Source organism: Streptomyces klenkii, assembly GCF_003626645.1.
Taxonomy (GTDB): domain Bacteria; phylum Actinomycetota; class Actinomycetes; order Streptomycetales; family Streptomycetaceae; genus Streptomyces; species Streptomyces klenkii.
The window spans coordinates 96,047-121,230 of record NZ_RBAM01000012.1; the positions used below are offsets into that span (position 1 = coordinate 96,047).

The window sequence follows — 25,184 nt, forward strand, 5'->3', positions numbered from 1 at the left end:
GCCACTCACGCGATGCGGCGCAGCCTGCGGAGCCACCCTCGCAGACCCGCCGGCGCTTCCGGTGCCGCGGCCGCCTGCTGCTCCCGCCCCTCTTCTCGATCCGGCTCCGGTCTCTGCGCCGCCCCCGGCTCCGTTGCCGGCACGGCAGCAGGCCGGGGCACCTGCACATGCCCCTCGGGCTTCGGCGCCGGCCGGGCCGCGCGGGCGGTGGCCAGGGCCCGGGCGAGCCGCTCCCGGTGGCGCCCGATCTCGTCGGCGTCGACGGCGATCGTCACCCGCTCGATGGCCTCCCGCGCCGCCGCCGAGTCCGTGCGGATCCCGGCGAGATCCGGGCGCAGCAGGTTCAGGTACGCCCGCTCGTACGGGTCGGGCACGGCATCCACCAGCTGGTCGGGGGCGAGCACGGCCGCGACGGCCGCCGCGCGCTCCCAGGGGTCCGCGGTCAGCACGGTCAGCTGGCCGAGCCGCCGGGCGCGCCAGCTCCGGGCCCGCTGGTCGTCGCGCTCCTCCAGCTCCAAGCGGAGCGCGGGGTCCGTGCGGCCGGCGAGGAGCCCGGGATTGGCGTCGGCGAACTCCACGAGGTCGGCGGCCAGATAGTGCCAGACCACGGCCCGGTAGCGATTGACGTAGAACCTCACGGGCGCGAAGCAGCCCGCTCTGGCGAGGCGCGCGAAGCGGGCGGGGCTCACGCCCATCAGCTGGGCGGCCTCCGCCGTGCCCACGGCCCACAGCCGGTTGCGCAGCGATTCGGGGAATCCCGCGCCGGACCGGAGCCGTTCGATCTCCTCGCGGGCGACCCGTGCGACCCGCGGTCTGCCGCCGAAGGCGACGGTCACCGTCCGCACGTGCCCCAACTGCACGGCGAGCGCGAACTCTCGGGGCCGCAGGCCCAGCTCACGCGCCGCCGTCCCGCAGGCCACCGTGGCCGCCGTCCCCCGCTCCCGGCATTCCTGCACTGCCATGAATCCTCCCCCGGTACCGTCCAATCACTGACAGTGACGACGATAGCGGTGGAGTACGACGGCGTTTCCGGCCTGTGGATAACCTTCCGTCAGCTCTCGCCGCCCGGGCCCCCCGCCGCCCCGCTCTGCTGCCGGGCCGCGACGCCGAGGTGCTCGCCGACACGGTTGACGAGCAGCGTCATCTCGTACCCGATCTGGCCGATGTCGGCCTCCGCTCCCCCGAGGACGCACAGACAGCTGCCGTCGCCCGCGGCCGTCACGAACAGCACGCCTTCGTCGAACTCGACCATCGTCTGCCGCACCCGGCCGGCCCGGAACTGCCGGCCCGAGCCCTTCGCGAGGCTGTGCAGCCCCGACGCGACGGCGGCCAGGTGCTCGGCGTCCTCGCGCTCCAGGCTCGTGCTGGCCCCCGTCACCAGTCCGTCGTTGGAGAGCACCAGCGCGTGCCGTATGTGCTCGATGCGCTCGGTCAGGTCGTCCAGCATCCAGTCGAGCCCCTTGCCGACTGCCATGTCCCGCCTCCCCGTTCCGCTGTTCCCCGTAACTGCCGTGCAAGCCTTGCTCACCCGCGTGCCGTCGGCAACCCGTCCCGGCCCGTCGGCACGTCTCCGTGCACAAGTTGGCACATGATGGGGACATGGCACAGGAAACGACCAAGGACCAGTGGCGCGATCCCGCCCACGTGCAGGAGTTCTTCAGCGTGCGGGCGCGCGGCTGGGACGCCAGGTTCCCCGACGACGGGCCGGCCTACGACGCCGCCGTCGCCGATCTCGGGCTGCGGCGGGGCGATGCGGTCCTGGACGCGGGGTGCGGCACCGGCCGGGCGCTGCCGGCGCTGCGTGCGGCCGTCGGCCCGCAGGGCGTCGTGGTCGGCGCGGACCTCACGCCGGCGATGCTGGAGGCGGCCGTGCGGGCCGGCCGGCAGCGGTCCGGCCGGCTGCTGCTGGCCGACGTCACCAGGCTCCCCCTGCGCGACGGTTCGCTCGACGCCGTCTTCGCCGCGGGGCTCGTCTCGCACCTGCCGGACCTGGTGGAGGGCCTGCGCGAGCTGGCCCGCGTCGTTCGGCCCGGTGGCCGGCTCGCGCTCTTCCACCCCGTCGGGCGGGCCGCGCTCGCCGCCCGTCACGGCCGCCCGGTGACGCCCGACGACGAGCGCGCCGAACCCAGCCTGCGCCCCCTGCTGGCGCGCGGCGGCTGGCGCCTCGACTCGTACACGGACGAGGACACGCGCTTCCTGGTGCTCGCGAGCCGCGCGGACCATCCTGCACGGAACGGGGCGATCCGGAGCTGAGCTGAGCTGCCGAAAGCCGAGAGTCCGGCCGGCGTTCGAGGTGACGAAGGAGACCAGGGCCTACGAGGGCAGGAGGGACTGCCCGGCGACCGCCTCCACGAAGGCGGCGGGATTGTCGAACATCATGTTGTGCCCGGCGCCGGGCACGGTCTCCACGGCCACGCCCGAGGCCTCCAGCCCCTCGCGGTCGGCGAGTTCGCCGCTCAGCTCACCCATCAGATACGTTCGCGGAATGGACAGCTCTTGAAGCATGCGGCGCATCGTCGGCCGGGTCCCGCGCACCAGGCCGACCGCACTGCGGTGGAGCGCGGTCGGGTCGGCCAGCCGCATCGTCGCGCGCCAGAACGGGCCCACCCGCTGCAGCGTCTCCGTGAAGCCGCCGCCGTGGACGAAACCTTCCTCCGTGTAGGAGGCGATGCCGCTGCTGCCGGCCGTGCGGGGCGGGTCGGGGTCCAGGTTCGCCTCGGCGAGGACGAGGCTGGAGACCAGCTCCGGACGCCGCGCCGCGAGCACGATGGCGACCGCTCCGCCCATGCTGTGGCCCACGATCTCGGCCCCCTTGACCCCGGCCGAGTGCAGGGCCGCGGCCACGGCGTCGGCGTGCTCCTCCAGCGTGTAGCCGAAGGCCAGGGGGCGGTCGCTGATGCCGTGCCCCGGCAGGTCGATGAAGAGCGAACGCCGGTCGGCCAGCGCCGAGGCGGCCGCGATGTGCGCGTGGTAGACGGCCGAGGCCGATCCCAGGCCGTGGAGGTAGACCCGCGCCGGGCCGCCTCCGGCGGCCTCGGTCCATCGCACACAGGCCCCCGTGGATCCGAACTCCGCCTGTCGCATGCCCTTCTCCCCTCCAGCGATTTCCGTACTGGATCATCACCATACATCGATCACGATGTACTGCCATAGCGATGTACAGCGGCTGTCGGGTTGAATACCGCCATGCTTGAACTCGCCATCCTCGGATTCCTCTACGACGCTTCGCTGCACGGTTACGAGCTGCGCAAACGCATCGCCGCACTCACCGGGCACGTCAAGCCCGTGGCGGAGGGGTCGCTGTATCCGGCGATCAAGCGGCTGGAGTCGGCGGGGCTGCTGGCGCGCGAGACCCGGCCCGGCTCCGGAGCCGCCCCCCGGCACGTGCTGAGCCTCACAGCGCACGGCCGCGAGGAGCTGCGCCACCGGCTGGCGGAGCCGGCCGAGAGCGACATCACGGACGAGAACCGCTGGTTCACGGTGCTCGCGTTCCTGCGGCACCTGGGTGAACCGGCGGGGCAGGCCGCCGTGCTGGAACGGCGGCTCGCCTTCCTCCAGCAGCCGGCGAGCTTCTTCTACGCCGGTGACCGGCCGCTGTGCGCCGAGGAGATCGAGGATCCCTTCCGGCGCGGAGTACTCACCATCGCCCGCGCCACCAGCCGCACGGAACTGGCCTGGCTGCGCGAGACGATCGGCTCACTCCGTGGCGCCTGAGCCGTTCCCGTGCGGCACGGGGCAGACCGCGCCGCGGCGGCCGGCGGGGAACGTGCCCAGATCGGCGACGACGTAGCCGCCGGGATAGCCCTTGATCTCGGGGTTCTGGCGCGTGTAGTGAGGAGTGCGGCGCGGCGGGAGCAGGCGCACGGCCCTGGCCCGGGCCCGCAGGGCGCCCCGGACCAGCGCGCGGGCGGCGGGGCTCGGCTGCTCGTAGCGGAACGCGCGCAGCAGGGAGTCGTCGAGCAGGGCCCTGCCGGCGCCGCGCACGAGCGGGGCGAGCGGGCGCGGGTACCAGGAGGCCATCAGGTCGAGCGTCGCGTCCGACACGCGCCGGCCGCCCTCGTCCCAGCCGAAGTGCTCGGCCTCGTAGTCATCCAGGCAGCGTTCGAACTCGGCGTAGGAGCCGGGAATTCCCTGGATGCCCATGTGCTTGCCCAGGGTGCGGTAGTACACGGTGATCGCGTGCCGCTCGTGCTCGGAGAGCTTTCGCCAGCCGTACGCGTCCACCCACCTTCCCGGGATGACGACGAAGGTGCACAGGACGTAGCGCATGTCGTCGTTGCTGATGTCATAGCTGCGGTGCATCTGGTTGATTCGGCGGATCGCGGTCCGGCCGGTCTCGCTGTCGAATCCGTGCTCCACGACGGTGTCGAGCAGCAGGGCCGTGTCGTCATAACGCTTCTGCGGACGACGGGAGAACTCGCCGGTCTCCGCGAGCAGGCGGCCGATGCTGGGCACGGCATAGGTCCTGTAGAGGGCGAGTTCCAGGGCGCGGGTCATGTCCCAGGGGAACTCCAGGGTCACCGTGATCCGGAAGATCCTGAGGAAGTCCCGTTCAGGGTCCAGCCTCCGGATCTCCTTCAGCCAGTCGTAGCGCTTCACGCAGCGGTCGCCCCCTTGTTCGTCGGAGGTTCAACTCTACGGGTGGCGGGCACACTTGAACGACCACGGCACGGAACGCTCGCGGAGGCAGGTGAGGATCGGTGTTCAGCAAGCTCCGCAAGCGCATCGAGGGGGCCTGGCAGTCGCCGGAGCCCCCGCCGCCCGCCGGGCGGCAGCGCAATCTCTTCGAGGCGGCCGCCACGTACGTGGCGGCGTGCGCCGAGAACGACCAGGAAAGAAGCGCCGAGGCGGCACGCTGGGTCTCCCCCGAGGCGCTCTGCTTCGGCGTGAACGAGCTCGCGTGCCGGGCGGTCGCCGCGCTCGCCCGGGAGCATGACGAAACGCCGCAGCACATGGCGCGCAAGCTGCTCAACCTGCCGGTCGCCTGAGGCGCGGACGGCCCCGGCCGCGGCCCGGCCGCGGATCAGACCCGATCGAGCGCGACGTGCCGCCCGGCGGGCGGTTCCGCCTGTACGGGAGCGCCCCACCACCTCGACCACCGCACGGTCGCCGAGGTGCAGCCGGGTGCCGCGCGGCAGCCCCCTCAGTCACGCACACCCGTGCGTATGCCGGTCAGGCTACGAGCCTGACCGACGGCACCGACAGTTCCCGAAGCCGTCATCTTGAGGGCGTGTACATGACATGCCCTTAGCTTCTACCTTGCGGATATGCCCCCCGCCACCAGCCACCCTCGCGGGCCGCGCCGGTTCCGCCGCCGCCACCTCGGCGCCCTGGCCACGGCTCTCGGCCTTGCCGCCGCCTCCCTCGGCCTGTGGGCCTCGGACTCCACCGCGGCAGCGGCCGTGCCCACTCCCGACCACGTAGTGGTCGTGGTCTTCGAGAACCACGCCTACGACCAGGTCATCGGGAATTCCGGCGCCCCCTACATCAACTCCCTCGTCTCGGGCGGGGCCAGCCTGACCGCTTCGTACGCCGAGACGCACCCCAGCCAGCCCAACTACTACGCGCTCTTCTCGGGCGACACCCAGGACGTCACGGACGACAGCTGTGTCACCCCCGGCTTCAGTGACGCGCCCAACCTCGCCTCCGAACTGACCGCCGCGGGCAGGACCTGGGCGAGCTACAACGAATCCCTGCCCTCCGAGGGGTCCACCACCTGCAAGAGCGGCAAGTACGCGCAGAAGCACAACCCCTGGTTCGGCTTCAGCAACGTGCCCACCGCAACCGCGCACACCATGGCCGCCTTCCCCGGCGACTACGCGAAGCTGCCGACCGTCTCGTTCGTCGTGCCGAACCTCTGCAGCGACATGCACGACTGCTCCGTCGGCACGGGCGACACCTGGCTGAAGAACAACCTCAAGGGCTATGCGGACTGGGCCAAGACGCACAACAGCCTGCTCCTCATCACCTTCGACGAGGACAACAGGCTCAGCGGCAACCGCATCCCGACCGTGCTGTACGGACAGCCCGTCAAGCCGGGCTCCACGTCCGGCACCACCTACAACCACTATGACGTCCTGCGCACGCTCGAGGACATGTACGGCACCGCGCACGCCGGCAGGGCGGCGAGCGCGAGCGACATCACCGGCATCTGGAACAGCTGACCGTGTACCTCGCGGACAGCCGCACCGCCCCGGGTGTCCCCGACACCGCCGGCCGGTCCCCCTCCCCCGGCCGGCGGGCCGCCGTCCCCGCGACGGTGCTCACCCTGGGCACCGTCAGCCTCGTCACCGACATCTCCTCGGAGATGGTCACCGCCGTCCTGCCGCTCTACCTGGTCGCCGAACTGGGCCTCTCGCCGCTCGGCTTCGGCCTTCTGGACGGCATCCACAACGGCGTCGGCGCGCTCGTCCGCCTCGCAGGCGGCAGGTTCGCCGACCGGGGCCCGGGCGGCCACAAGGCCGTGGCCGCGGCCGGCTACGGCCTCTCCGCCCTGTGCAAGCCGCTGCTGCTCTTCGCGCACGGCGTGCCCCTGATCGGCGCGGTACTCGCCGCCGACCGCACGGGCAAGGGCCTGCGCACCGCGCCGCGCGACGCCATGATCTCGCTGGCCTGCGACCCGACCACGCGGGGCCGGGCCTTCGGCGTGCACCGCGCGATGGACACCGCGGGCGCACTGATCGGGCCCCTGATCGCCTTCCTCGTCCTGCGGGCCGCGGCCGGCGGCTACGACGCCGTGTTCACCGTGAGCGGCTGCACGGCGGCCCTGGGGGTGCTCATCCTCCTGCTGTTCGTGCCCGGCCGCACGGCCTCCCCCGGGCATCACAGCGCGCCCGAGGGGCGGGCTCCGCTGCGCGCCGTGGCACGCCGCCCGGAGGTCCGCCGGCTGACCGCGTGCGCAGTGCTGCTGGGGCTGACCACCGTGAGCGACTCGTTCCTGTACCTCACCCTCCAGCGGCGCCTGGACCTGTCCGAGACGTGGTTCCCGCTGCTGCCACTGGGGACGGCCGGCGCCTTCCTGCTGCTGGCCGTACCGCTGGGCGCCGTCGCCGACCGCTTCGGGCGGCGGCGGCTGTTCCTCTGCGGCCACCTCGCGCTCCTGGGGGCGTACGGCGTGCTCGCCGCCCCGCTCGGCGGCTCGCCCGCCCTGCTGTGCCTCGCCCTCGCGCTGCACGGGAGCTTCTACGCCGCGACGGACGGCGTGCTGGCGGCGGCTGCCGCCGACGCCGTACCCGAGGCCGTCCGCGGCAGCGGGCTCGCCGTCGTGCAGACCGGGCAGGCGGCGGCCCGCTTCGCCTGCTCGATCGCCTTCGGTGCGGCCTGGGCCGCGTGGGGCGACCGCACCGCCCTGGAGGCGGCCGCGGCCGGGCTGACCGTCTCCGCCGCCGCCAGTGCCCTGCTGCTGCGCCCTTCGGGGAGCCCGGAGAACGCGAGAAGCCCCCAGGACACGCAGAGCCCGAAGAGCGCGAAGGGTCCGGCCCTATGAGCCGCAGAAGCCGCCTCCTGATCCTGCTCACGGCCGTCCTGGTCCTCGGCGGCGTCGCGCTGGCCGCCACGCTGCACGCTGCCGGGCGGGCCGCCGAGAAGGACCGCGCGCGGCCGGGCGACCCCCGGGTCAGCTCCGGCGAGGTCGCCCTGGACGCGCCCGGCCGGAGCGTCTTCCGGAACATGGCCTGGGGGCCGCACCGCGACGAGATCGCCTCGGTGCCCGCCTCCGACCCCTCGGGCCCCCGCACCTCCTCCGGAGTGCGCTGCCTGCGCTTCCACACGGCGGGCGGGACGGGCATCTGCCTGCAGGCAGTGCACGGCGGGCTCCGGGACGGCTACCGGGCCGTCGTCCTGGACGCCCGGCTGCACGAGCTGCGCCACTACGATCTGGCCGGCATACCGACCCGGGCCCGGGTGTCCCCCGGCGGGCGTACCGTCGCCTGGACCGTTTTCGTCAGCGGCGACTCGTACGCGGGTACGAACTTCTCCACCCGCACCTCCGTCCTGGACCTGCGTACCTGGACGCTGGACCGCAATCTGGAGGACTACCGGTTCTTCCTGGACGGGCGGCTGCACAAGGCCGTGGACACCAACGTCTGGGGCGTCACGTTCGCCGACGACACGCACTTCTACGCGACCGTCGCCACGGGCGGGCGGACCCATCTCGTACGCGGCGACCGCACCGCACGGACGCTGCGCAGCGTGCACACCAACGTGGAGTGCCCGTCCCTCTCACCCGACGGGACGCGTATCGCTTACAAGAAGCGCGTGGAGGGCGCGCCCGAGGACGCGCCCTGGCGGTTGTACGTCCTGGATCTGCGCACGCAGCGCGAGACCCCGACGGCCGAGCGGCGCAGCATCGACGACCAGGCCGTCTGGCGGGACGGCCGCACCCTCGTCTACGCGCTGCCCGGCGACTACGGATCGGATCTGTGGACCGTCCCGGCGGACGGTTCCGGCAGCCCGCGGCTCACCATGGCCGCGGCGCTGGCCCCGGCCTTCACCGGCTGACTCCCGCGCCGCCCGGCCTCCGCGCGGGGCCGCTGCCCGCGGCATCGCGCGGCCGTCAGCGGCCGATCTCCTTGCGCGAGACCCTGCGCAGCCGTTTGCGCTGCGAGGGGTCCAGCAGCAGATACGCGCCCACCGGGACGCCGACCATCACCAGCAGCGCGGCCCAGAAGGGCAGCAGCCACAGCAGGATCACTCCGACGGCCACGCCTCCGGCGGCGACCTTGGCCCTGTTGCTCATTTCCCTGCCTCCTTCGCGACGGCTGCCGCTCTGTCCGTGAGAACGCCCGGCGGCTGCGCCCGGTTCCTCAACCGGTCCGCAGCGGGGCGCCCACGTCGTGCATGTGGTGCAGTGCCTGGCGGTACGAGTCGACGATTCCAGTCTCCGTGTACGGCAGCCCCGACGCGCGGCAGTGCGCGCGGACCAGCGGCCGGGCGAGGCGCAGGTGGGGGCGCGGCATGTTCGGGAAGAGGTGGTGCTCGATCTGGTAGTTCAGGCCGCCCATGAGCCAGTCCGTGACGGTCCCGCCGCGCACGTTGCGCGAGGTGAGGACCTGCCGCTGGAGGTGGCCCCAGCGCTCACCGTCCGGGTCGGGCATCTCCATGCCCTTGTGGTTGGGGGCGAAGACCATGCCGAGGTGGAGGCCGAAGAGCGCGTGGTGGACGAGGGCGAAGACGACGGCCTTGCCGGGGGACATCGAGGACAGCAGCAGAGTGGCGTAGCCGGTGACGTGGAGGGCGAGGAGTGCCGCTTCGGTCCGCCGCTCTCCCGCGCTCTGCCGCTTGAGGTCGCGCACGCTGGAGACCTTCAGGGCGATGCCTTCGAGCAGGAGCATGGGGAAGAAGAGGCGGGCCTGGTTGCGGGTGAGCCACCGGGAGAAGCCCTGGCGCTGCGCGGCCTGCCGCTGTGTCCACACGAGCGCGCCGACACCGACGTCGGGGTCCTTGTCGACGTGGTTGGGGTTGGCGTGGTGGCGGTTGTGCTTGTCGTTCCACCACGCGTAGCTCATGCCCAGCAGGAGGTCGGCGTGGAGCAGGCCGAGCAGCCGGCCCATGCGCCGGGTGACGGTTATCTGGGCGTGTCCGCTGTCGTGCCCGACGAAGGCGGTGCGGGCCCAGAACAGGGCGGCGGGGACGGCCAGCAGGACCGTCCACCAGGAGTCGCCGAGGAGCACGATCCCGGTTGCCGTGGCGGCGAGCGCCAGGAGGTTCACCGCGATGCTGCGCGCGTACCAGCCCGTGCGGCGTTCGAGGAGGCCCTGGTCCCGGACCTGGCGGAGGAGCGGGGCGAAGTCACTGCCCGCGGCGGGTTTCGCGAGCAGTGTGGCGGCCTGGGGCATGAAGGTCTCCGGACGGTCGGAAAGCTGGGCTGACCTCACAGAACGTACGGACAGGACCCGGTGGGGGGCCATGGCGTCACCACCCGGCTCCTGCTGGGGCAAACCCCCCGCCGGGCACAGGGGTTTGGGTACACCCCGGCTCCGGAGGTGTGGTCCGGCTCACGCCGTGGATGCCTTCGCCGGGAGCGCGCTTCCTGTACCCTCGGCCGCTCCGGACCCCGACTAGTCAAATTTGAGGAATGCGCAGCGCTGTGACACCGCCCTCTGCCGCAACACCCTCCGAGATCTCCCGGCTCGCCCACTGCTCAGCGGTCTTCCTCCCCGGTGACCCCGCGCGCACCGGGCGGGTCGCCTTCTGGCTCCCGGACAGCGAACCCCCCGCCTCCCCGGGCGGCGTCGAGGACCTGGCCATCGCCGTCGCGGACGGCACCGGCGTCACGACGACGACCGTGCGGGCGGCCGTCCTGCCCGTGCGTGACGCCGTGCCCGTCCTCACTCGCGCCCGGGCCGCGCGGGCCGACGAGGCGGCCGCCTTCTGGGGCGCCGCCGCCGTTCTCGCCCTGCAACTGGCCGCGCGCGGGCGCCTGCTGCCCGGGCTGTCGGCCACCGACCACGACGCGTGGCGCGTCGGCCCGCTCACCGCCGACGACCTGCGCCGGGTGCGCGATCTGGCAGCCGCCATGCCGCCCGCGGCGCGCGCCGTACCGCTCCCGGGCACCGGCCCCCTGCTGCTCCCCGAGCCGGAGCAGCTCGTACGCGCCTTCCTGGACGCGGTCGCCGACGGGCTGCCGCGCTCCCCCGCCGCGGCCCTCGCCGCCGGCGGGCCCGCCTTCGCCGCCCCCGAACCGCGCCGCCTGCCCGAACCGCGCCGCCTGCCCGAGCAGCGCGCCTGGGCGGAGGGCGTCGCCGCCGGGCACGACGCGGGCGTGCGGCTCTCGCTGCGCATCGAGGCCCTGGGCACCCTCGACGGCGAGGGAAACACAGCCCCGCGCTTCCGGGCCGTCCCGCAGCTCCACAGCCTCTCCGACCCGGCCCTCGTGGCCGACGCCGCCGCGGTGTGGTCCGGGGAGCCGCCGGCAGGCGCGGCGCTGGGCCGGGACGCGCGGATGAAGGCGCTGCTCGCGCTGCGCCGGGCCGCCCACGCCTGGCCCGCGCTCGCGCCGCTGCTCTCCGCCGCGGTCCCCGACGCCGTCGACCTCGCCGACGAGGAGGTCGGGGAGCTGCTGGGCGCCGCCTCCGCGGCGCTGGACGCGGCCGGGGTCGAGGTGCACTGGCCGAAGGAGCTCGTCCGCACGTTCACCGCACGGGCTGTCGTCGGCCCTCCGGACGACGACGACCCCGGACCGGGCCACGAGCGTTCGGGCCTGCCGTCCCTGCTCTCGGCCGACGCCCTGCTCACCTTCCGCTGGCGCTTCGCCGTCGGCGGCCTGGAGCTGACCCAGGACGAACTGGACCGGCTCGCGGAGGCCGGCCGGCCCGCCGTGCGGCTGCGCGACCAGTGGGTGCTCGTCGACCCCGAAGCGGTGCGCCGCGCCCGCGGCAGGCAGGACCGCAAGCTCACGCCGGTCGAAGCGCTGGGCGCCGCCCTGACAGGCAGGGCGCACACCGACGACGGCGACGAGGACGGCCCTCAGGTCGACGTCCGGCCCACCGGCTGGCTGGCGGCGCTCCGCGACCGCATCGCCGACCCGGAGCACGGCCGCGATCCCGTTCCCCCGCCCGCCGCACTGGCCGCCACCCTGCGCGACTACCAGCTGCGCGGCCTGGACTGGCTGCACCGGATGACCTCGCTCGGGCTGGGCGGCTGCCTCGCCGACGACATGGGGCTCGGCAAGACCGTCACCCTCATCGCCCTCCACCTGCACCGCCAGACGCTGCCCGACGCGGCCGGCCCCACGCTGGTCGTCTGCCCCGCGTCCCTGATGGGCAACTGGCAGCGGGAGGTCGAGCGGTTCGCGCCCGGCACGCCCGTACGCCGTTTCCACGGCGCGTCGCGGTCCCTGGATGGACTGGCCGACGGGGAGTTCGTGCTCACCACGTACGGCACGATGCGGCTCGACGCGCGGCAGCTGGCCGGCCCGTCCTGGGGCCTGGTCGTCGCGGACGAGGCCCAGCACGTCAAGAACCCGTACTCCGAGACCGCGAAGCAGCTGCGCACGATCGGCGCGAAGGCGCGCGTGGCGCTCTCCGGCACGCCGGTGGAGAACAACCTCTCCGAGCTGTGGGCGATCCTCGACTGGACGACCCCCGGGCTGCTCGGTCCGCTGAGCCGGTTCCGCAAGCGCTACGCCCAGGCCGTCGAGGGCGGTGCGGACCCGGCCGCCGCCGAGCGCCTCGCGGCCCTGGTGCGCCCGTTCCTGCTGCGCCGCCGCAAGTCCGACCCCGGCATCGCGCCGGAGCTGCCGCCGAAGACGGAGACGGACCGCGCCGTGGCGCTCACCAAGGAGCAGGCCGGCCTGTACGAGGCCGTGGTGCGGGAGATGCTCGCCGAGGTCGAGGGGGCGGACGGCTTCGAGCGGCGCGGCCTGATCGTCAAGCTGCTGACCGGCCTGAAGCAGATCTGCAACCACCCGGCGCAGTTCCTCAAGGAGAAGTCCCCGCGGATCGCCGGGCGCTCGGGCAAGGTCGAGCTCCTGGACGAGCTGCTGGACACGATCCTCGCCGAGGGGGCGAGCGTGCTGGTCTTCACGCAGTACGTGGCGACCGCCCGTCTCCTGGAGCAGCACCTGGGGGCGCGTGGCGTCCGCACGCAGCTGCTGCACGGCGGCACGCCCGTCCCGCGGCGCGAGGAGATGGTGCGCCGTTTCCAGGACGGCGAGGTGCCCGTCTTCCTGCTGTCCCTGAAGGCCGCGGGCACGGGCCTCAACCTCACCCGGGCGGAGCACGTCGTGCACTTCGACCGGTGGTGGAACCCGGCGGTCGAAGCGCAGGCGACCGACCGCGCGTACCGGATCGGCCAGACGCAGCCGGTGCAGGTCCACCGGTTCGTCACCGAGGGCACGGTCGAGGACCGCATCGCCGAGATGCTCGTCCGCAAGCAGGCGCTTGCGGACGCCGTCCTGGGCAGCGCCGAGGCGGCCGTGACCGAACTGACCGACGCCGAACTGGCGGATCTCGTCGCACTGAGGGGGAACGGGCGTTGACCGGACAGGAAGTGACCGGCCGGGCGGAGCGCACCTACGAGGCGCTGCCGCCGGAGGGCGGGCAGGGCTCCGCACGGACCTGGTGGGGCCGGGCGTGGCTCAAGGCGCTGGAGGACACGGCGCTGGACGGCAAGCAGGTGAAGGCGGGGCGCAGGCACGCGCGCGCGGGCGCGGTGGGCGCGGTTGCGGTGCGGCCGGGCCGCATCACGGCCGTCGTACGGGACCTGGACGGCACTCCGTACCGCGCCGACGTGGTGGTGCAGGAGTTCGGCGCGGCCGACTGGGAGCGGCTCCTGGAGCTGGTGGCGGGTCAGGCCGGGTACATCGCGGCGCTGCTCGACCGCGACATACCGCCGCACCTGGCCGAGGACATGCTGGCGGTGGGGGTCGAACTGCTGCCGGGCATCGGGGACCTGGAGCCGGAGTGCTCGTGCGAGGCCTGGGACCACTGCGCGCACACGGCGGCGCTGTGCCATCAGATGGCGCGGCTGCTCGACCGGGACCCGTTCGCGCTGCTGCTGATGCGCGGGCGCGGGGAGCGCGAGCTGCTGGACGAGTTGCAGGAGCGCAACGCCGCGTCCGGGCCGGACCGGGCGCCGGGGCGCGGCTCCGGCCCGCGTTCCGGAGTGCCGGCCGCGGAGGTGTTCGCCGCGGCCTCCTCCGTGTGCCCGCTGCCCGAGCCGCCTCCCGCGGTGGAGGCGCCGGGCCGTTCGCCGGTGCTCGACGGAGATGCGGCACCCGCCCCCGGGCTGGACGCGGGGGCGCTGGAGTTCCTGGTGGCTGCCGCGGCGGCACAGGCCCGGCAGCTGCTGGCCGAGGCGCTGGCCCCGGGGCACGAGCGCGCTCCGGTCGCACGGGAGCTCACGCTGCGGGAGGACGCCGTACGGCTCGCTGCGGCCGGCCCGGACGAGCGGATCGCCGTACGGCTCGCTGCGGGCTGCGGCCGGGAGCGGTCCGGGCTCGACCGGGCGGTACGGGCGTGGCAGCACGGCGGGCCCGCCTCGCTCGCCGTCCTGGAGGAGGAGTGGATCCCCGAGCCGGAGGCGCTCGCACGCGCCCGCGCCCGGCTGGCGGCCGCGTGGGCGGAGGAAGAGGCCCCGCAGCTGCGGGCCGTGCGCAACCGCTGGACCGTGGTGGGCGCGGGCGCGCAGTTGCGCTACGACAGGGACGGCCGCTGGTGGCCGTACCGGAAGGAGGGCGGCCGCTGGGAGCCCGCGGGGCCCTGCGAAAGCGATCCGGCGGCCGCGCTCGCGGGGCTCTTGACGGACGCATCCGCCTGACGGACACACCCACCTGATGACACATCACCCCCCACCGGTCGGCAATTCGAAGGCGAAGAGGAATAAAAAGGAACCTTTCACAGGTAACCCCGAGGATTTAGCCCATCAGTGACAGATTATGGTGATCTACAGTTCAATCACCTTCTGGTCACAGAAAGGCCCTTTGGGATGGCTTTCGCCCTGCTCCGCCGGTTCACGCGTTTCTCCCGCCCGGAGACCACGCCGATTCCGCTCGGAGCGGGGGCCCTCGACTGCGCCGTGGTGGACACGGCGCAGTCACCGCTGCACAGAGCCGAAGTCTCCGTGCGGGACACCGCCGGGCAGGAAGTGGTGCACGGGCAGACCGACCCGAACGGCCGGTTCGCGACGACCGTCGCGCCCGGCGCGTACAGCCTCGCGCTGTCGGCCGACGGGTTCCGGCCCGTCCTGAGCACCGTCACCTGTACGGAGGGCCTCAGCACTTCCCTCGGCACCATCGCGATGGAGACGGCCCCGGCGCCCGCCATGCCCGCGCCGGGCGCCTGGCGCATCGACCCGGACCACACGGCGGTGCGTTTCATCGCCCGGCACATCGGGCTCGCCGAGGTGCACGGGCGCTTCAACCGCTTCGAGGGCACCCTGTGGATCGCCGAGGACATCCAGCACTCCCACCTCGACGTCGTGATCGACACGGCCAGCATCGACACGGGGGTCGCGCAGCGCGACGAGCACCTGCGCTCGGCGGAGTTCCTGGACGTCGCCCACTACCCGTACATGCAGTTCACCAGTGAGCGCTTCGTCCACCGCGGCGGCTCGCGGTGGACCGTGCAGGGCGTGCTCAACCTGCACGGCGTCAGCCGGAACATCGCGCTCGACACCCGCTACCTGGGGATCGGCACCGGCATCATGGGCGAGACCCGCACGGCCTGCTCGGCCTCGACCGAATTGCACCGCGAGGACTTCACCCTGGACTGGCGCTCCATGCTCCGGCGCGGCATCGCCATGATCGGCGCCACCATCAGGATCGAGCTCGACATCCAGGCCGTTCCGCAGCAGGTTCCCGCCGCCTGACGGCCCGTGCGCAGCCGGCGTGGCGGTCAGCGCCCGGCGGCGGCGCCGGAGACCGGCAGCAGGCCCGTGGGGAAGCCGCTCGGCAGACCGGTGGGCAAGGACGTCGGCAGGCTGCTCGGGAAGGCGGTGGGAAAGCCGCTGGGGAAGCCGCTCGGCAGCCCGGACGGCAGCCCGCTGGGGACGGTCAGGGAAGGCGACGCGGATCCGCCGGGCGACGTGCCGTCACCCGGCCCGCCCGGCTTGCCGTCCTTGCTGCCGACGACGAGGACGGCGCCCAGCCCGAGCGCCGCGGCCACCACCAGGGCGGCGGCGAGGAGGGCGGCCCTTCGCCCGCCGCCGCCCCGGCGAGGGGGCGGCGGCGGAGGCGCGTCCCACAGCGGCTGGGCGGGCCCGAAGCCGCCCGGGGGCGGCCCGTACGGCGGTCCAGGTGGAGTGGCCATGCGGCCAGCGTCCCGCCGGGCGCGCACGCGCCGGACGGCGGTGACGGTACCGCTACACAATCCGCCCTGGACCGGGACATTCCGCCGAGCGGCCCGCGGACGCGCCGCAAGATCCGGCGCCCCTTCGGCCACGCGCTCAGCCCGCCGCACAAAGGTTCCTATGCTCAGCCCGCCCTGCGCAGGAACGCCTCGAGGCCCGCGAGGTCGTCCGTATTGAGGAAGTCCACGCCCGCGGACAGCAGTTCCCGCCACACGGCCTCGCGCGCCGGGCCGGGCTGGTCCGGCGTGGCCCAGAACCGTACGGTCCGGCCCTCGGAGTGCGCAGTGGAGACGATGCGCCGGAGGCGGGCCTTCTCCGGGGCCGGCATGGGGCCGGTGCCCTGCCAGCCGAACACTCTGTTCCAGTTGTCGCTCACCAGGGAGATGAAGGACGCGGGGGCGCCGGCGCCGAGGTCGGCGAGCCGGCCGTCGTAGAACGCGTGGCGCAGCCGCTCCCGCTCCATGGGCCCCCGGGCGCCCCGGTCCCCCGAGATCACGGCGGTGACGGCGCCCCGGCGGATCCGGCCGTCGGCGCACGAGGTGAACAGCGTGCCGTAGCGGCGCAGCCGCCGCGAGAGCTCCCGGTACGTCGCCGCGCCCTCCGTCTTGATGTCGACGAGCAGCTTCAGCGAGAGGTCGTAGCCCCGGTAGACCCGGCCGTGACCGGCTCTGACCCGGCGCTGCAACGGGTCGAGGTACAGGGCTTCGAGGGTGCGGGCCGGGTCGAGGCCGGACGCGTCGTGGGCGACGAGGAGCTCGCCGTCCACGAGCCAGATGTCCGCCTCGACGCTGCCGAACCCGTGGCCGAGCGCATCGGTCAGGGGGTGGGGGTGCTCGTAGTCGTTGTGCGCGTGCGCGCGGCGCAGGGGCGGCCTGCCCGGCGCGCCGGACGCGTCGCGCTCCGCCGCCGCCGGGGCGGCGTAAGCCGGCGCGGCGAAGGACCCTGTGAGCGCGGCGCCGAGGGCGGCTCCGAAGGTGACGACGGCCGCGCGGCGCGTGCGAAGGCTCATGGCAGCTCTCCCAGTTCTCCAGGAACTCCCAGGTCGGTGTGGGCCGGTGCGCGGCGGCGGTCCGTCCGCACGGGCCGGTACCTGTGAGTATCGGGGCCCGCTGAGCCCCTGGGCAGGCATGTGCCGAGAGTTGCCCGCGCCGACGCCGGTGCGTTTCCCGTCGTTCTTCCGCGTGGCCTGTCGTTCTTTCGGGGCATGGTGAACCGTTCTGCTCCGTGCCAGAGTTGACGGGACCTCTGGGGTGACTGTGAAGAGACGCAGAAGACGTGTGCGCTCGGTGCTGACGGTTCTGGTGGCGTGGACCTCGCTGGTCGGCGGGGGCACCGCCCTGGCGGATGCGGGTGACCGGCCCGCGCTGCAACTGGGGGCCCTCGCCCCCGTCGCGCCCGGTGTGGCGTACCGGGAGTTCTCCCTGTCGGCCTCCCACGGCCCGGCGTACGGGCATGTGCTGAGGGTCGATCTGAGCGAGCCCGGCGTCTCGCTCGACCTGTTGTACCCGGGCTCCGTCGCCGCGCGGGCGACGGTGTCGCGGATGACGGCCGCCCGCGGCGCGGTGGGCGGGGTCAACGGCGACTTCTTCAACATCACGGAGACCCAGCACCCGGGGGTCGAGGCCACGGGTGCGCCGGTCGGCCCGTCCGTCGCGGGCGGCCGCCGGCTCGGCGCCGCCGTGCCGAACGGCCAGCGCTTCGGGCCGGTGATGCCCCCGGGCGCCACCACCCGGGACGTCATCGGCCTGGGCACCGACGCCCGGGGCCGGCTGGACCGGCTCACGCTGACGGGCACCGTGGCCGCCAAGGGCAGGCAACTGCCGCTGCGCGGCTTCAACCAGTACGCCCTCCCGGTCGGCGGGATCGGTGCGTACAACTCCTCCTGGGGTTCGGCGTCACGGCTCCGGGCGGCCTGCGGCACGGACGCCGACAGGGCCGCGCCGTGCACGGACGACACCTACGAACTGACGGTCCGGCACGGCAAGGTGGCGTCAGCGGCGCACAAGCCGGGCCATGGCACGATCCCCTCGGGCACGGTGGTGCTCGTCGGACGTGAGGCGGGGGCGCGCGAGCTGCGCCGGCTGAAGGCCGGTGACGCGGTGCGCGTCGAGGAGCGGCTGGAGCCCGCCGAGCGGGGGGCGCTGCGCTTCGCGGTCGGCGGGTTCCCCGTGCTGCGCGACGGCCGGCTGCTGCCCGGGCTGGACTCCTCGACCTCCGCGGTGCGGACCTCCGCCGGTGTGAGCGAGGGCGGCCGGCTGTTCTACCTGCTGGCGCTGGACGGCGGCTCCGGCTACCGCTCGGGGCTCACCGTCGCCGAGCTCGCCGACCTGATGCGGGATCTGGGCGCCGACGACGCTGTGAATCTGGACGGGGGCGGCTCCAGCACGCTGGTCACCCGCGATCCGGACAGCGGGCGGACGACCGTTCGCAATCATCCCTCGGGCGGTGCGGAACGGCCGGTGGCGAACGGCATCGGCGTTTTCGTCCGAACGTAACATCATCGATCAATCCACCCTTTTGAGTGACTGCGCCCGGCGATATCCCACTGCTAGCTTCGAAGGCGGTCAAGGGGAATTCTTCGGCACGCCCGCAGCCCGTCCGTAGGGGGCCGCGGGCGGTCCATAACGGATGGGTGGGCATTCCGATATGACGACGTCAGTGGAGACCGGAACCGACGGCAATAACAGCCCCGGCCGGCTGAGCCTGGGCACCGAGGCCGCACGGAATCTGGCGACCACGACAAAGTCCGTGCCGCAGATGCAGGGAATCACCTCGCGGTGGCTCCTGCGCATGCTGTCATGGGTGCACGTCCCGGGCGGTACGTACCGGGTCAACCGGCGCCTGACGCACACGCTGGGCGACGGCCGGGTCGAGTTCGTCTCGACGGGCGCCGACGTCCGGGTCATCCCGGCGGAGCTGGGCGAGCTCCCTCTGCTGCGCGGCTTCGGCGACCCGGCGGTGCTCGAAGCGCTCGCGGGCCGCTTCACCCAGCGGGAGTTCCGGCCGGGTGACGTCCTCGTGGAGGCCGGGCATCCGGCCGACCAAGTGGTGCTGGTCGCCCACGGCAAGCTCAACAAGATCCACCAGGGCGAGTACGAGGACCCGGCCGTCCTCGGCGTCATCGCCGACGGCGGCTACTTCGGCGACAAGGCCCTGGCCGCGGAGTCGGAGAGCAACTGGGACTTCACCGTCAAGGCCGTCACCGCCTGCACGGTCCTGACCCTGCCGCGCCAGGCGTTCCAGGAGGCCCTGGAGGGTTCGCAGGAGCTGCGCTCCCACGTGGAGGCGTTCCGCGCGGCCGCCGCCCGTCCCCGGAACGAGGACGGCGAGTCCGCCATCGACGTCTCCGCCGGCCACACCGGCGAGCCGGTGCTGCCCGGCGTCTTCGCGGACTACGAGCTCTCCCCGCGCGAGTACGAGCTGAGCGTCGCCCAGACTGTCCTGCGCGTCCACACCCGCGTCGCCGACCTCTACAACGAGCCCATGAACCAGGTCGAGCAGCAGCTGCGGCTGACCATCGAGGCCCTGCGCGAGCGCCAGGAGCACGAGATGATCAACAACCGGCAGTTCGGCCTGCTGCACAACGCGGACCTCAAGCAGCGCGTCCACACCCGCAGCGGCCCGCCCACCCCCGACGACCTCGACGAGCTGCTGGCCACGGTCTGGAAGGACCCCGGCTTCCTGCTGGCCCACCCGCGCACGATCGCGGCGATCGCCCGCGAATTCAACCGGCGCGGCGTGTATCCGGACAATGCCGCCGTGGGCGGCCACTCGGTGCCCGCCTGGCGCGGAATTCCCATCTTCCCGTGCAACAAGATCCCGATCAGCGAAAGCGGCACCAGTTCCGTTCTCCTGATGCGCACCGGAGAGGAATCCCGGGGTGTCGTCGGGCTGCACCGCACGGGAATTCCCGATGAATACCAGCCGAGCCTCTCCGTGCGTTTCATGGGCATCAGCGATCAGGCCATCATCTCCTATCTGGTGAGCGCCTACTACTCCACCGCCGTCCTGGTTCCGGACGCCCTCGGAATTCTGGAGAACGTCGAGATCGGGCACTGATCCCGGCCGTCGCACCACGTCCCGCGCACTGCGGATCCGCGAGCCCGCGGTTCCGCGCCGAGTACCGCACACAGATGGGTGACAACCAGCTATGACCACGTCAGTCGAGTCCGGAGAGGCCGCACAGTCCGGGGAGGCGCAGCTCAGCCTCGGTACGTCCGCGGCCCGCCAGCTCGCCACGACGACCAAGTCCGTACCGCAGATGCAGGGGATCTCGTCCCGCTGGCTGCTGCGCGTGCTGCCATGGGTGCAGGTGTCCGCCGGCACCTACCGGGTGAACAGGCGGCTCACGTACACCGTCGGGGACGGCCGGGTCGAGTTCATCTCGACCGGCTCGGAGGTCCGGGTCATCCCGCCGGAGCTCGGGGAGCTGCCGCTGCTGCGGGACTTCGGCGACAACGACACGCTGGAGGCGCTGGCGAGCGGCTTCGTCCAGCGCGAGTACGCCGCCGGTGACACGCTCGTCGAGGCCGGCGCCCCGGCCGACCACATCTACCTCGTCGCCCACGGCAAGCTCAACAAGACGGGCACCGGCAAGTACGGCGACGAGACCGTGCTCGGCGTGCTGGCCGACGGCGACTACTTCGGCGAGCGGGTGCCGCTGGAGCCCGACGGCACCTGGGAGTTCAGCGTCCGGGCCGTGACCCGCTGCACGGTGCTCGCGCTCCCGCTCCAGGCCTTCCAGGAGCTGGCCGAGCGCTCCGACGCGCTGCGCGAGCACGTCGAAGCGTTCGCCTCGCGCCCCGCCAAGCCGGCGAACAAGCGCGGTGAGGCCGACATCGCCGTGACGTCCGGCCACGTCGGCGAGCCGGCCATCACCGGCACCTTCGTGGACTACGAGCTCTCCCCGCGCGAGTACGAACTGAGCGTCGCCCAGACCGTCCTGCGCGTCCACACCCGCGTCGCCGACCTCTACAACGACCCGATGAGCCAGCTCGAGCAGCAGCTGCGGCTGACGGTCGAGGCGCTGCGCGAGCGCCAGGAGCACGAGATCGTCAACAACCGCGAGTTCGGCCTGCTGCACAACGCCGACATCAGCCAGCGCATCCACACCCGCAGCGGCCCGCCCACCCCCGACGACCTCGACGAGCTGCTCGCGCGCCGCCGCAAGACCCAGTTCATCCTCGCCCACCCGCGGACCATCGCGGCGTTCGGCCGGGAGTGCACCAGCCGTGGCCTCTACCCGCAGTCCATCGACGTCCTGGGCTCCTCCGTGCGCTCGTGGCGCGGGGTGCCGCTGCTGCCCTGCAACAAGATCCCGATCAGCGAGTCCGGGACGAGCTCGATCCTCGCGATGCGGACGGGCGAGGACAACCAGGGTGTCGTGGGCCTGCACCAGACGGGCATCCCGGACGAGTTCCAGCCGAGCCTCAACGTACGGTTCATGGGCATCAACGAACAGGCCCTCTCCTCGTACCTGGTGAGTGCCTACTTCTCGGCGGCGATCCTCGTGCCGGACGCCCTGGGCGTCCTGGAGGACGTCGAGATCGGGCGCTAGGCGCGCGGCACGGCAGCGCCGCCCGGGCCGGGTTCCCCGCAGCGGGGCCCGGCCCGGGCGGCGCCGGGGCCGTGCTTCGTCAGGGCCGTACGCCGCTCACGATGCGTGCCGTGGTGTTCAGGCCGTCGGAGATCGTCGGCGCGATGCTCGTGCTCGCGAGGAGGAAGCCGAGCAGGACGCAGACCAGGGCGTTCGACATGCGCAGCGAGCCGCTCCGCATGAACACGACCACCAGGACGAGCAACAACAGGACCACGGAGAGCGAAATGGCCATGGCGAACCTCCTCGGTGGAGCGGGTGTCCGTCAGTCTGGCCCACCGGGCGCCCCGGCCCGGGGCGCCGCGTGTACTCCATTCAGGTACGAGCGTCGTCTTTTTGGACACGAGCGCCGCCGGCCGGGGCGCCGCGCTCGGCAGGCAAGCCGCCCGCAGGGTGCCTAGGCTGGCGGAATGAGCCGCACAGCCGCCGACAGCAGGCCTTCCGCGGAGCGGCCCGCCCCGGCTCCCCAGGGCCGCGAGGGCGGGGAGCGCGCGTCCGCGTGGCGGCGGCTCCTGCACCGGGTCCCCAACGGTTTCGCGATCTTCTTCGGCGCCCTCGGCCTGTTCTGTGCGATCACGTCGCTGATCGTGCCGCTGCGCCGGGCGGTGGGGCCGCTGACGCGGGCGCTGGACACGCTGACCGTCCCCACGGCCCCGAACCTCGCGTACGCCGTCTTCCTGCTGCTGCTCGCGACGGCGATGGCCGCCCGCAAGCGGGTCACCCTCTGGTTCGTCCTGGCCTATCTGGCGCTGCTGCTGATCGCCGACGCCCTGCTGCTGGCGGTGGGCTACTGGGACACGATCCCCTCGCTGGTGCTGTGCGTGGCGGCGATGACGCTGCTGATCCTGGCCCGCCGGGAGTTCTACGCGGCGTCGCGCCGGGGGGCGTTCCTGCGGGCGCTGCTGGTGCTGGCGGCGGGGCTCACCGTGGCGGTCCTGGTGGGCTGGGGCCTGGTGTCGCTGTTCCCGGGTTCGCTGGAGCGCGGGGCGGGGAACCAGCTGCTGTTCGTCGCCAACAAGGTGTGCGGCGGGCTGGTGAGCGGCCGGCACTTCGAGGGCCATCCCCCGCACTGGCTGTACTTCCTGCTCGGGCTGCTGGGCGCGCTGGCGCTGCTGAACGCCGCCATGGCGCTCTTCCGCTCGCAGCGCCTGGAGGCGGCGCTGCACGACGACGAGGAGCCGCGGATCCGCGCCCTCCTGGCCCGCTACGGCGGCCAGGACTCGCTCGGCTACTTCGCGACGCGCAGGGACAAGGCCGTGATCTTCTCGCCCAGCGGCAAGGCGGCGGTGACGTACCGGGTCGAGGCGGGCGTCTGCCTGGCCTCGGGCGACCCGCTGGGCGATCCGGAGGCGTGGACCCCGGCGATCGACGCGTGGCTGGAGGTCGCGGGCCGCTACGGCTGGCAGCCGGCCGTGATGGGGGCCAGCGAGGCGGGCGCGAAGGCGTACGCCCGCTCGGGGCTGGGCGCGCTCCAACTGGGCGACGAGGCGATCCTCCAGATCGCCTCGTTCGACCTGGACGGGCGCGAGATGCGGGTGACGCGGCAGGCCGTGCACCGGGTCGAGCGCACGGGCGCCACCGTCCGGATCCGGCGGCATTCGGCGCTCACCGACGAGGAGATGGGCGAGGTCATCCACCGGGCGGACGCCTGGCGGGACACCGAGACCGAGCGGGGCTTCTCGATGGCGCTGGGCCGGCTCGGCGACCCGGCCGACGGCGACTGCCTGCTGGTGGAGGCGTTCGACAGCGAGGGGACGATGATCGCCCTGCTGTCGTTCGTGCCGTGGGGCCGGGACGGGGTCTCGCTGGACGTGATGCGGCGCGACCGGGCCGCGCCCAACGGCGTCATGGAGTTCATGGTCGCCCAGCTGTGCGCGCAGGCCGGCCGGTTCGGCGTCAAGCGCATCTCGCTCAACTTCGCCGTGTTCCGCTCCGCGTTCGAGGAGGGGGCACGGATCGGGGCGGGGCCGGTGCTGCGGCTGTGGCGCAAGCTGCTGCTGTTCTTCTCCAAGTGGTGGCAGCTGGAGGCCCTCTACCGCTCGAACGTGAAGTACAACCCGGAGTGGCACCCGCGGTTCCTGTGCTACGCCGACGCGGGCGCGCTGGCGCGGATCGGGCTGGCGGCGGGCATCGCCGAGGGCTTCGTCGCGGTGCCGAGCCTGGGCCAGCTGTGGAGCCGGGGGCGGGCCAGGGGCGTCACCAGCCCGGCGTCCACGGCGGGCCTGCCGCCGCTGTCCGAGCTGGGCCTGGAGGCCGGGGCCGGGGAGGCGGGGCAGGACGGGCTCGCGGGGCTGCCGGAGCAGGTGCGGGTGCGGCGGCGGAAGCTGGAGCTGCTGCGTGCGGCGGGCGTGGACCCGTATCCGGTCGACGCCCGCCGTACGCACACGCTCGCCGCGATCCGGGCCGCCCACGCGGGGCTCCCGCCGTCGTCCCGCACGGGCGAGCGGGCGACCGTGGCCGGCCGCGTGCTGCTGGTCCGCAACCACGGCGGGGTCGCGTTCGCCGTGCTGCGCGACTGGTCGGGCGATCTCCAGCTGACGTTCACCCGCGAGGACTGCGGGCGCGAGGGCCTGCGGCGCTTCGCCACGCACATCGACCTCGGCGACCACATCGAGGCGGAGGGCGAGATCGGCACCACCGACCGCGGCGAGCTCACCGTCTTCGTGAGCGACGCCCGGATGACCGCCAAGTGCCTGCGCCCCCTGCCCGACAAGCGGCACGGCCTGAGCGATCCCGAGGCGCGGGTGCGGATGCGCTACGTGGACCTGGCCGTCTCGCCGGAGGCGCGGCGGACGGTGCGGGCCCGCAGCGCGGCCGTGCAGGCGCTGCGCCAGGGGCTGCTCGACCGCGGGTTCCTGGAGGTCGAGACGCCGATGCTCCAGCAGATCCACGGCGGCGCGAACGCCCGGCCCTTCACCACCCACATCAACGCGTACGACCTCGATCTGTATCTGCGGATCGCGCCGGAGCTGTATCTGAAGCGGCTGTGCGTGGGCGGCATGGAGAAGGTCTTCGAAATGGGCCGCACCTTCCGCAACGAGGGGGTTTCGTACAAGCACAATCCGGAATTCACGATGCTGGAGGCGTACCAGGCGTTCGCGGACTACGACGTGATGCTCGACCTGACGCGCGAGCTGATCCAGGCCGCGGCCGCCGCCGCCCACGGGTCGGTGGTGGCCCTGCGGCCGGACGCGGGCGGGAAGCTCGCCGAGCACGACATTTCGGGACCGTGGCCGGTGAAGACCGTCTACGGCGCGGTCTCGGAGGCCCTCGGCGAGGAGGTCGGCGCGGACACGCCGGTGGGGGTACTGCGGCGGCTCTGCGACGCGGCGGGGGTGCCCCACCGGCCGGAGGACGGGCGCGGGGACATCGTCCTGGAGATGTACGAGCGGCTGGTCGAGGAGCGCACGGAGCTGCCCGTCTTCTACAAGGACTTCCCCACCGACGTCTCGCCGCTGACGCGGCCGCACCGGGCCGATCCGCGGCTCGCGGAGCGCTGGGACCTGGTGGCGTTCGGCACGGAGCTGGGCACGGCGTATTCGGAGCTGATCGATCCGATCGAGCAGCGGCGCCGGCTGACCGCGCAGTCGCTGCTGGCCGCGGGCGGCGACCCGGAGGCGATGGAGCTGGACGAGGACTTCCTGCGGGCCCTGGAGTACGCGATGCCGCCGACGGGCGGGCTGGGGATCGGGGTGGACCGGCTGGTGATGTTCCTGACGGGGCTGTCGATCCGGGAGACGCTGCCGTTCCCCTTGGTGCGGCGGCGGTAACAGCCCGGGATGCGGTAACAACGTGGGCT

22 protein-coding genes are annotated in these 25,184 nt (G+C 73.3%); 13 read left to right on the top strand and 9 right to left on the bottom strand.

All coding sequences use genetic code 11. The annotated features are described in order from the left end of the window. Window positions 1-5: 5 nt before the first annotated feature. Together D7231_RS26260 and D7231_RS26265 are read right to left on the bottom strand one after the other, a co-directional pair. On the bottom strand, window positions 6-962 hold the full coding sequence (locus D7231_RS26260) for a DUF6397 family protein (RefSeq protein ID WP_199739462.1): 957 nt from the start codon (window positions 960-962) through the stop codon (window positions 6-8). 89 nt (window positions 963-1,051) lie between these two features. Next, window positions 1,052-1,474 carry a roadblock/LC7 domain-containing protein gene (locus D7231_RS26265; protein WP_120758021.1) on the bottom strand — a complete coding sequence of 141 codons (423 nt, stop codon included), beginning with the start codon at window positions 1,472-1,474 and terminating at the stop codon, window positions 1,052-1,054. Between the two features lie 125 nt (window positions 1,475-1,599). On the opposite strand from D7231_RS26265, the gene D7231_RS26270 reads away from it, so the two are divergent. Then, on the top strand, window positions 1,600-2,253 hold the full coding sequence (locus D7231_RS26270) for a class I SAM-dependent methyltransferase (RefSeq protein WP_120758022.1): 654 nt from the start codon (window positions 1,600-1,602) through the stop codon (window positions 2,251-2,253). A 60-nt stretch (window positions 2,254-2,313) separates the two neighbouring features. Here the strand turns inward: D7231_RS26270 and D7231_RS26275 are convergent, their stop codons facing one another. Further along, on the bottom strand, window positions 2,314-3,084 hold the full coding sequence (locus tag D7231_RS26275; protein WP_120758023.1) for an alpha/beta fold hydrolase: 771 nt from the start codon (window positions 3,082-3,084) through the stop codon (window positions 2,314-2,316). A gap of 102 nt (window positions 3,085-3,186) precedes the next feature. Between D7231_RS26275 and D7231_RS26280 the strand changes: the two genes are divergently transcribed. Then, the gene (locus tag D7231_RS26280) at window positions 3,187-3,714 is read left to right on the top strand and encodes a PadR family transcriptional regulator (RefSeq protein WP_120758024.1); all 528 of its coding nucleotides are present in this window, start codon (window positions 3,187-3,189) and stop codon (window positions 3,712-3,714) included. Here D7231_RS26280 and D7231_RS26285 read toward each other — a convergent pair. After that, complete coding sequence (locus D7231_RS26285) at window positions 3,697-4,599, bottom strand: oxygenase MpaB family protein (RefSeq protein WP_120758025.1); 903 nt, start codon at window positions 4,597-4,599, stop codon at window positions 3,697-3,699. The genes D7231_RS26280 and D7231_RS26285 overlap by 18 nt on opposite strands. Before the next feature lie 125 nt (window positions 4,600-4,724). On the opposite strand from D7231_RS26285, the gene D7231_RS26290 reads away from it, so the two are divergent. The 4 genes from D7231_RS26290 (at window position 4,725) to D7231_RS26305 (ending at window position 8,499) form a co-directional block, all read left to right on the top strand. Next, the gene (locus D7231_RS26290) at window positions 4,725-4,988 is read left to right on the top strand and encodes a hypothetical protein (protein WP_241999941.1); all 264 of its coding nucleotides are present in this window, start codon (window positions 4,725-4,727) and stop codon (window positions 4,986-4,988) included. Between the two features lie 279 nt (window positions 4,989-5,267). Continuing rightward, a complete protein-coding gene (locus D7231_RS26295) occupies window positions 5,268-6,164 on the top strand; it encodes an alkaline phosphatase family protein (protein ID WP_120758027.1) in 897 nt (298 codons plus the stop codon). Window positions 6,165-6,166: 2 nt separating this feature from the next. Continuing rightward, on the top strand, window positions 6,167-7,486 hold the full coding sequence (locus tag D7231_RS26300) for an MFS transporter (RefSeq protein ID WP_120758028.1): 1,320 nt from the start codon (window positions 6,167-6,169) through the stop codon (window positions 7,484-7,486). Next, entirely contained in the window at window positions 7,483-8,499 is a 1,017-nt protein-coding gene (locus tag D7231_RS26305; protein WP_120758029.1) for a TolB family protein, read from the top strand. The genes D7231_RS26300 and D7231_RS26305 overlap by 4 nt, the downstream gene beginning before the upstream one ends. Window positions 8,500-8,554: 55 nt before the next feature. On the opposite strand, the gene D7231_RS26310 is transcribed toward D7231_RS26305, so the two are convergent. Together D7231_RS26310 and D7231_RS26315 are read right to left on the bottom strand one after the other, a co-directional pair. Next, window positions 8,555-8,737, bottom strand: coding sequence for a hypothetical protein (locus tag D7231_RS26310; protein ID WP_120758030.1), 183 nt, complete (start codon window positions 8,735-8,737; stop codon window positions 8,555-8,557). A 67-nt stretch (window positions 8,738-8,804) separates the two neighbouring features. Beyond that, on the bottom strand, window positions 8,805-9,836 hold the full coding sequence (locus D7231_RS26315) for a fatty acid desaturase family protein (RefSeq protein WP_120758031.1): 1,032 nt from the start codon (window positions 9,834-9,836) through the stop codon (window positions 8,805-8,807). Between the two features lie 239 nt (window positions 9,837-10,075). On the opposite strand from D7231_RS26315, the gene D7231_RS26320 reads away from it, so the two are divergent. The 3 genes from D7231_RS26320 to D7231_RS26330 all read left to right on the top strand — a co-directional run bounded on the left by D7231_RS26320 (window position 10,076) and on the right by D7231_RS26330 (window position 15,309). Next, on the top strand, window positions 10,076-12,979 hold the full coding sequence (locus D7231_RS26320; protein WP_199739463.1) for a DEAD/DEAH box helicase: 2,904 nt from the start codon (window positions 10,076-10,078) through the stop codon (window positions 12,977-12,979). Continuing rightward, window positions 12,976-14,259, top strand: a complete 1,284-nt coding sequence (locus tag D7231_RS26325; RefSeq protein WP_241999927.1) for an SWIM zinc finger family protein — start codon at window positions 12,976-12,978, stop codon at window positions 14,257-14,259. Before D7231_RS26320 ends, D7231_RS26325 begins: the two co-directional genes overlap by 4 nt. 168 nt (window positions 14,260-14,427) lie before the next feature. Next, entirely contained in the window at window positions 14,428-15,309 is an 882-nt protein-coding gene (locus tag D7231_RS26330; protein ID WP_120758034.1) for a YceI family protein, read from the top strand. Window positions 15,310-15,335: 26 nt separating this feature from the next. Here the strand turns inward: D7231_RS26330 and D7231_RS26335 are convergent, their stop codons facing one another. Continuing rightward, window positions 15,336-15,749: a hypothetical protein gene (locus D7231_RS26335; RefSeq protein WP_120758035.1), complete on the bottom strand. Its 414-nt coding sequence runs from the start codon at window positions 15,747-15,749 to the stop codon at window positions 15,336-15,338. A 164-nt stretch (window positions 15,750-15,913) separates the two neighbouring features. Further along, a complete protein-coding gene (locus D7231_RS26340; protein WP_120758036.1) occupies window positions 15,914-16,798 on the bottom strand; it encodes a phosphatidylinositol-specific phospholipase C/glycerophosphodiester phosphodiesterase family protein in 885 nt (294 codons plus the stop codon). Between the two features lie 268 nt (window positions 16,799-17,066). Between D7231_RS26340 and D7231_RS26345 the strand changes: the two genes are divergently transcribed. The 3 genes from D7231_RS26345 to D7231_RS26355 all read left to right on the top strand — a co-directional run bounded on the left by D7231_RS26345 (window position 17,067) and on the right by D7231_RS26355 (window position 21,346). Continuing rightward, the gene (locus D7231_RS26345; protein ID WP_120758037.1) at window positions 17,067-18,284 is read left to right on the top strand and encodes a phosphodiester glycosidase family protein; all 1,218 of its coding nucleotides are present in this window, start codon (window positions 17,067-17,069) and stop codon (window positions 18,282-18,284) included. Window positions 18,285-18,435: 151 nt separating this feature from the next. After that, window positions 18,436-19,848 carry a family 2B encapsulin nanocompartment shell protein gene (locus tag D7231_RS26350; protein ID WP_120758038.1) on the top strand — a complete coding sequence of 471 codons (1,413 nt, stop codon included), beginning with the start codon at window positions 18,436-18,438 and terminating at the stop codon, window positions 19,846-19,848. A gap of 91 nt (window positions 19,849-19,939) precedes the next feature. Further along, a complete protein-coding gene (locus tag D7231_RS26355) occupies window positions 19,940-21,346 on the top strand; it encodes a family 2B encapsulin nanocompartment shell protein (protein ID WP_120758039.1) in 1,407 nt (468 codons plus the stop codon). A gap of 79 nt (window positions 21,347-21,425) precedes the next feature. Here the strand turns inward: D7231_RS26355 and D7231_RS26360 are convergent, their stop codons facing one another. Beyond that, complete coding sequence (locus tag D7231_RS26360; protein WP_120758040.1) at window positions 21,426-21,620, bottom strand: hypothetical protein; 195 nt, start codon at window positions 21,618-21,620, stop codon at window positions 21,426-21,428. A 175-nt stretch (window positions 21,621-21,795) separates the two neighbouring features. Between D7231_RS26360 and lysX the strand changes: the two genes are divergently transcribed. Continuing rightward, on the top strand, window positions 21,796-25,155 hold the full coding sequence (lysX, locus tag D7231_RS26365) for a bifunctional lysylphosphatidylglycerol synthetase/lysine--tRNA ligase LysX (RefSeq protein ID WP_120758041.1): 3,360 nt from the start codon (window positions 21,796-21,798) through the stop codon (window positions 25,153-25,155). The last annotated feature ends 29 nt before the right edge of the window (window positions 25,156-25,184 follow it).

Bases quoted from the DNA above. Each gene is read 5' to 3' on its own strand.
- D7231_RS26260 (WP_199739462.1), bottom strand. From the start codon at position 962: ATGGCAGTGCAGGAATGCCGGGAGCGGGGGACGGCGGCCACGGTGGCC.
- D7231_RS26265 (WP_120758021.1), bottom strand. From the start codon at position 1,474: ATGGCAGTCGGCAAGGGGCTCGACTGGATGCTGGACGACCTGACCGAG.
- D7231_RS26270 (WP_120758022.1), top strand. From the start codon at position 1,600: ATGGCACAGGAAACGACCAAGGACCAGTGGCGCGATCCCGCCCACGTG.
- D7231_RS26275 (WP_120758023.1), bottom strand. From the start codon at position 3,084: ATGCGACAGGCGGAGTTCGGATCCACGGGGGCCTGTGTGCGATGGACC.
- D7231_RS26280 (WP_120758024.1), top strand. From the start codon at position 3,187: ATGCTTGAACTCGCCATCCTCGGATTCCTCTACGACGCTTCGCTGCAC.
- D7231_RS26295 (WP_120758027.1), top strand. From the start codon at position 5,268: ATGCCCCCCGCCACCAGCCACCCTCGCGGGCCGCGCCGGTTCCGCCGC.
- D7231_RS26305 (WP_120758029.1), top strand. From the start codon at position 7,483: ATGAGCCGCAGAAGCCGCCTCCTGATCCTGCTCACGGCCGTCCTGGTC.
- D7231_RS26310 (WP_120758030.1), bottom strand. From the start codon at position 8,737: ATGAGCAACAGGGCCAAGGTCGCCGCCGGAGGCGTGGCCGTCGGAGTG.
- D7231_RS26315 (WP_120758031.1), bottom strand. From the start codon at position 9,836: ATGCCCCAGGCCGCCACACTGCTCGCGAAACCCGCCGCGGGCAGTGAC.
- D7231_RS26320 (WP_199739463.1), top strand. From the start codon at position 10,076: ATGCGCAGCGCTGTGACACCGCCCTCTGCCGCAACACCCTCCGAGATC.
- D7231_RS26330 (WP_120758034.1), top strand. From the start codon at position 14,428: ATGGCTTTCGCCCTGCTCCGCCGGTTCACGCGTTTCTCCCGCCCGGAG.
- D7231_RS26335 (WP_120758035.1), bottom strand. From the start codon at position 15,749: ATGGCCACTCCACCTGGACCGCCGTACGGGCCGCCCCCGGGCGGCTTC.
- D7231_RS26340 (WP_120758036.1), bottom strand. From the start codon at position 16,798: ATGAGCCTTCGCACGCGCCGCGCGGCCGTCGTCACCTTCGGAGCCGCC.
- D7231_RS26350 (WP_120758038.1), top strand. From the start codon at position 18,436: ATGACGACGTCAGTGGAGACCGGAACCGACGGCAATAACAGCCCCGGC.
- D7231_RS26355 (WP_120758039.1), top strand. From the start codon at position 19,940: ATGACCACGTCAGTCGAGTCCGGAGAGGCCGCACAGTCCGGGGAGGCG.
- D7231_RS26360 (WP_120758040.1), bottom strand. From the start codon at position 21,620: ATGGCCATTTCGCTCTCCGTGGTCCTGTTGTTGCTCGTCCTGGTGGTC.
- lysX (WP_120758041.1), top strand. From the start codon at position 21,796: ATGAGCCGCACAGCCGCCGACAGCAGGCCTTCCGCGGAGCGGCCCGCC.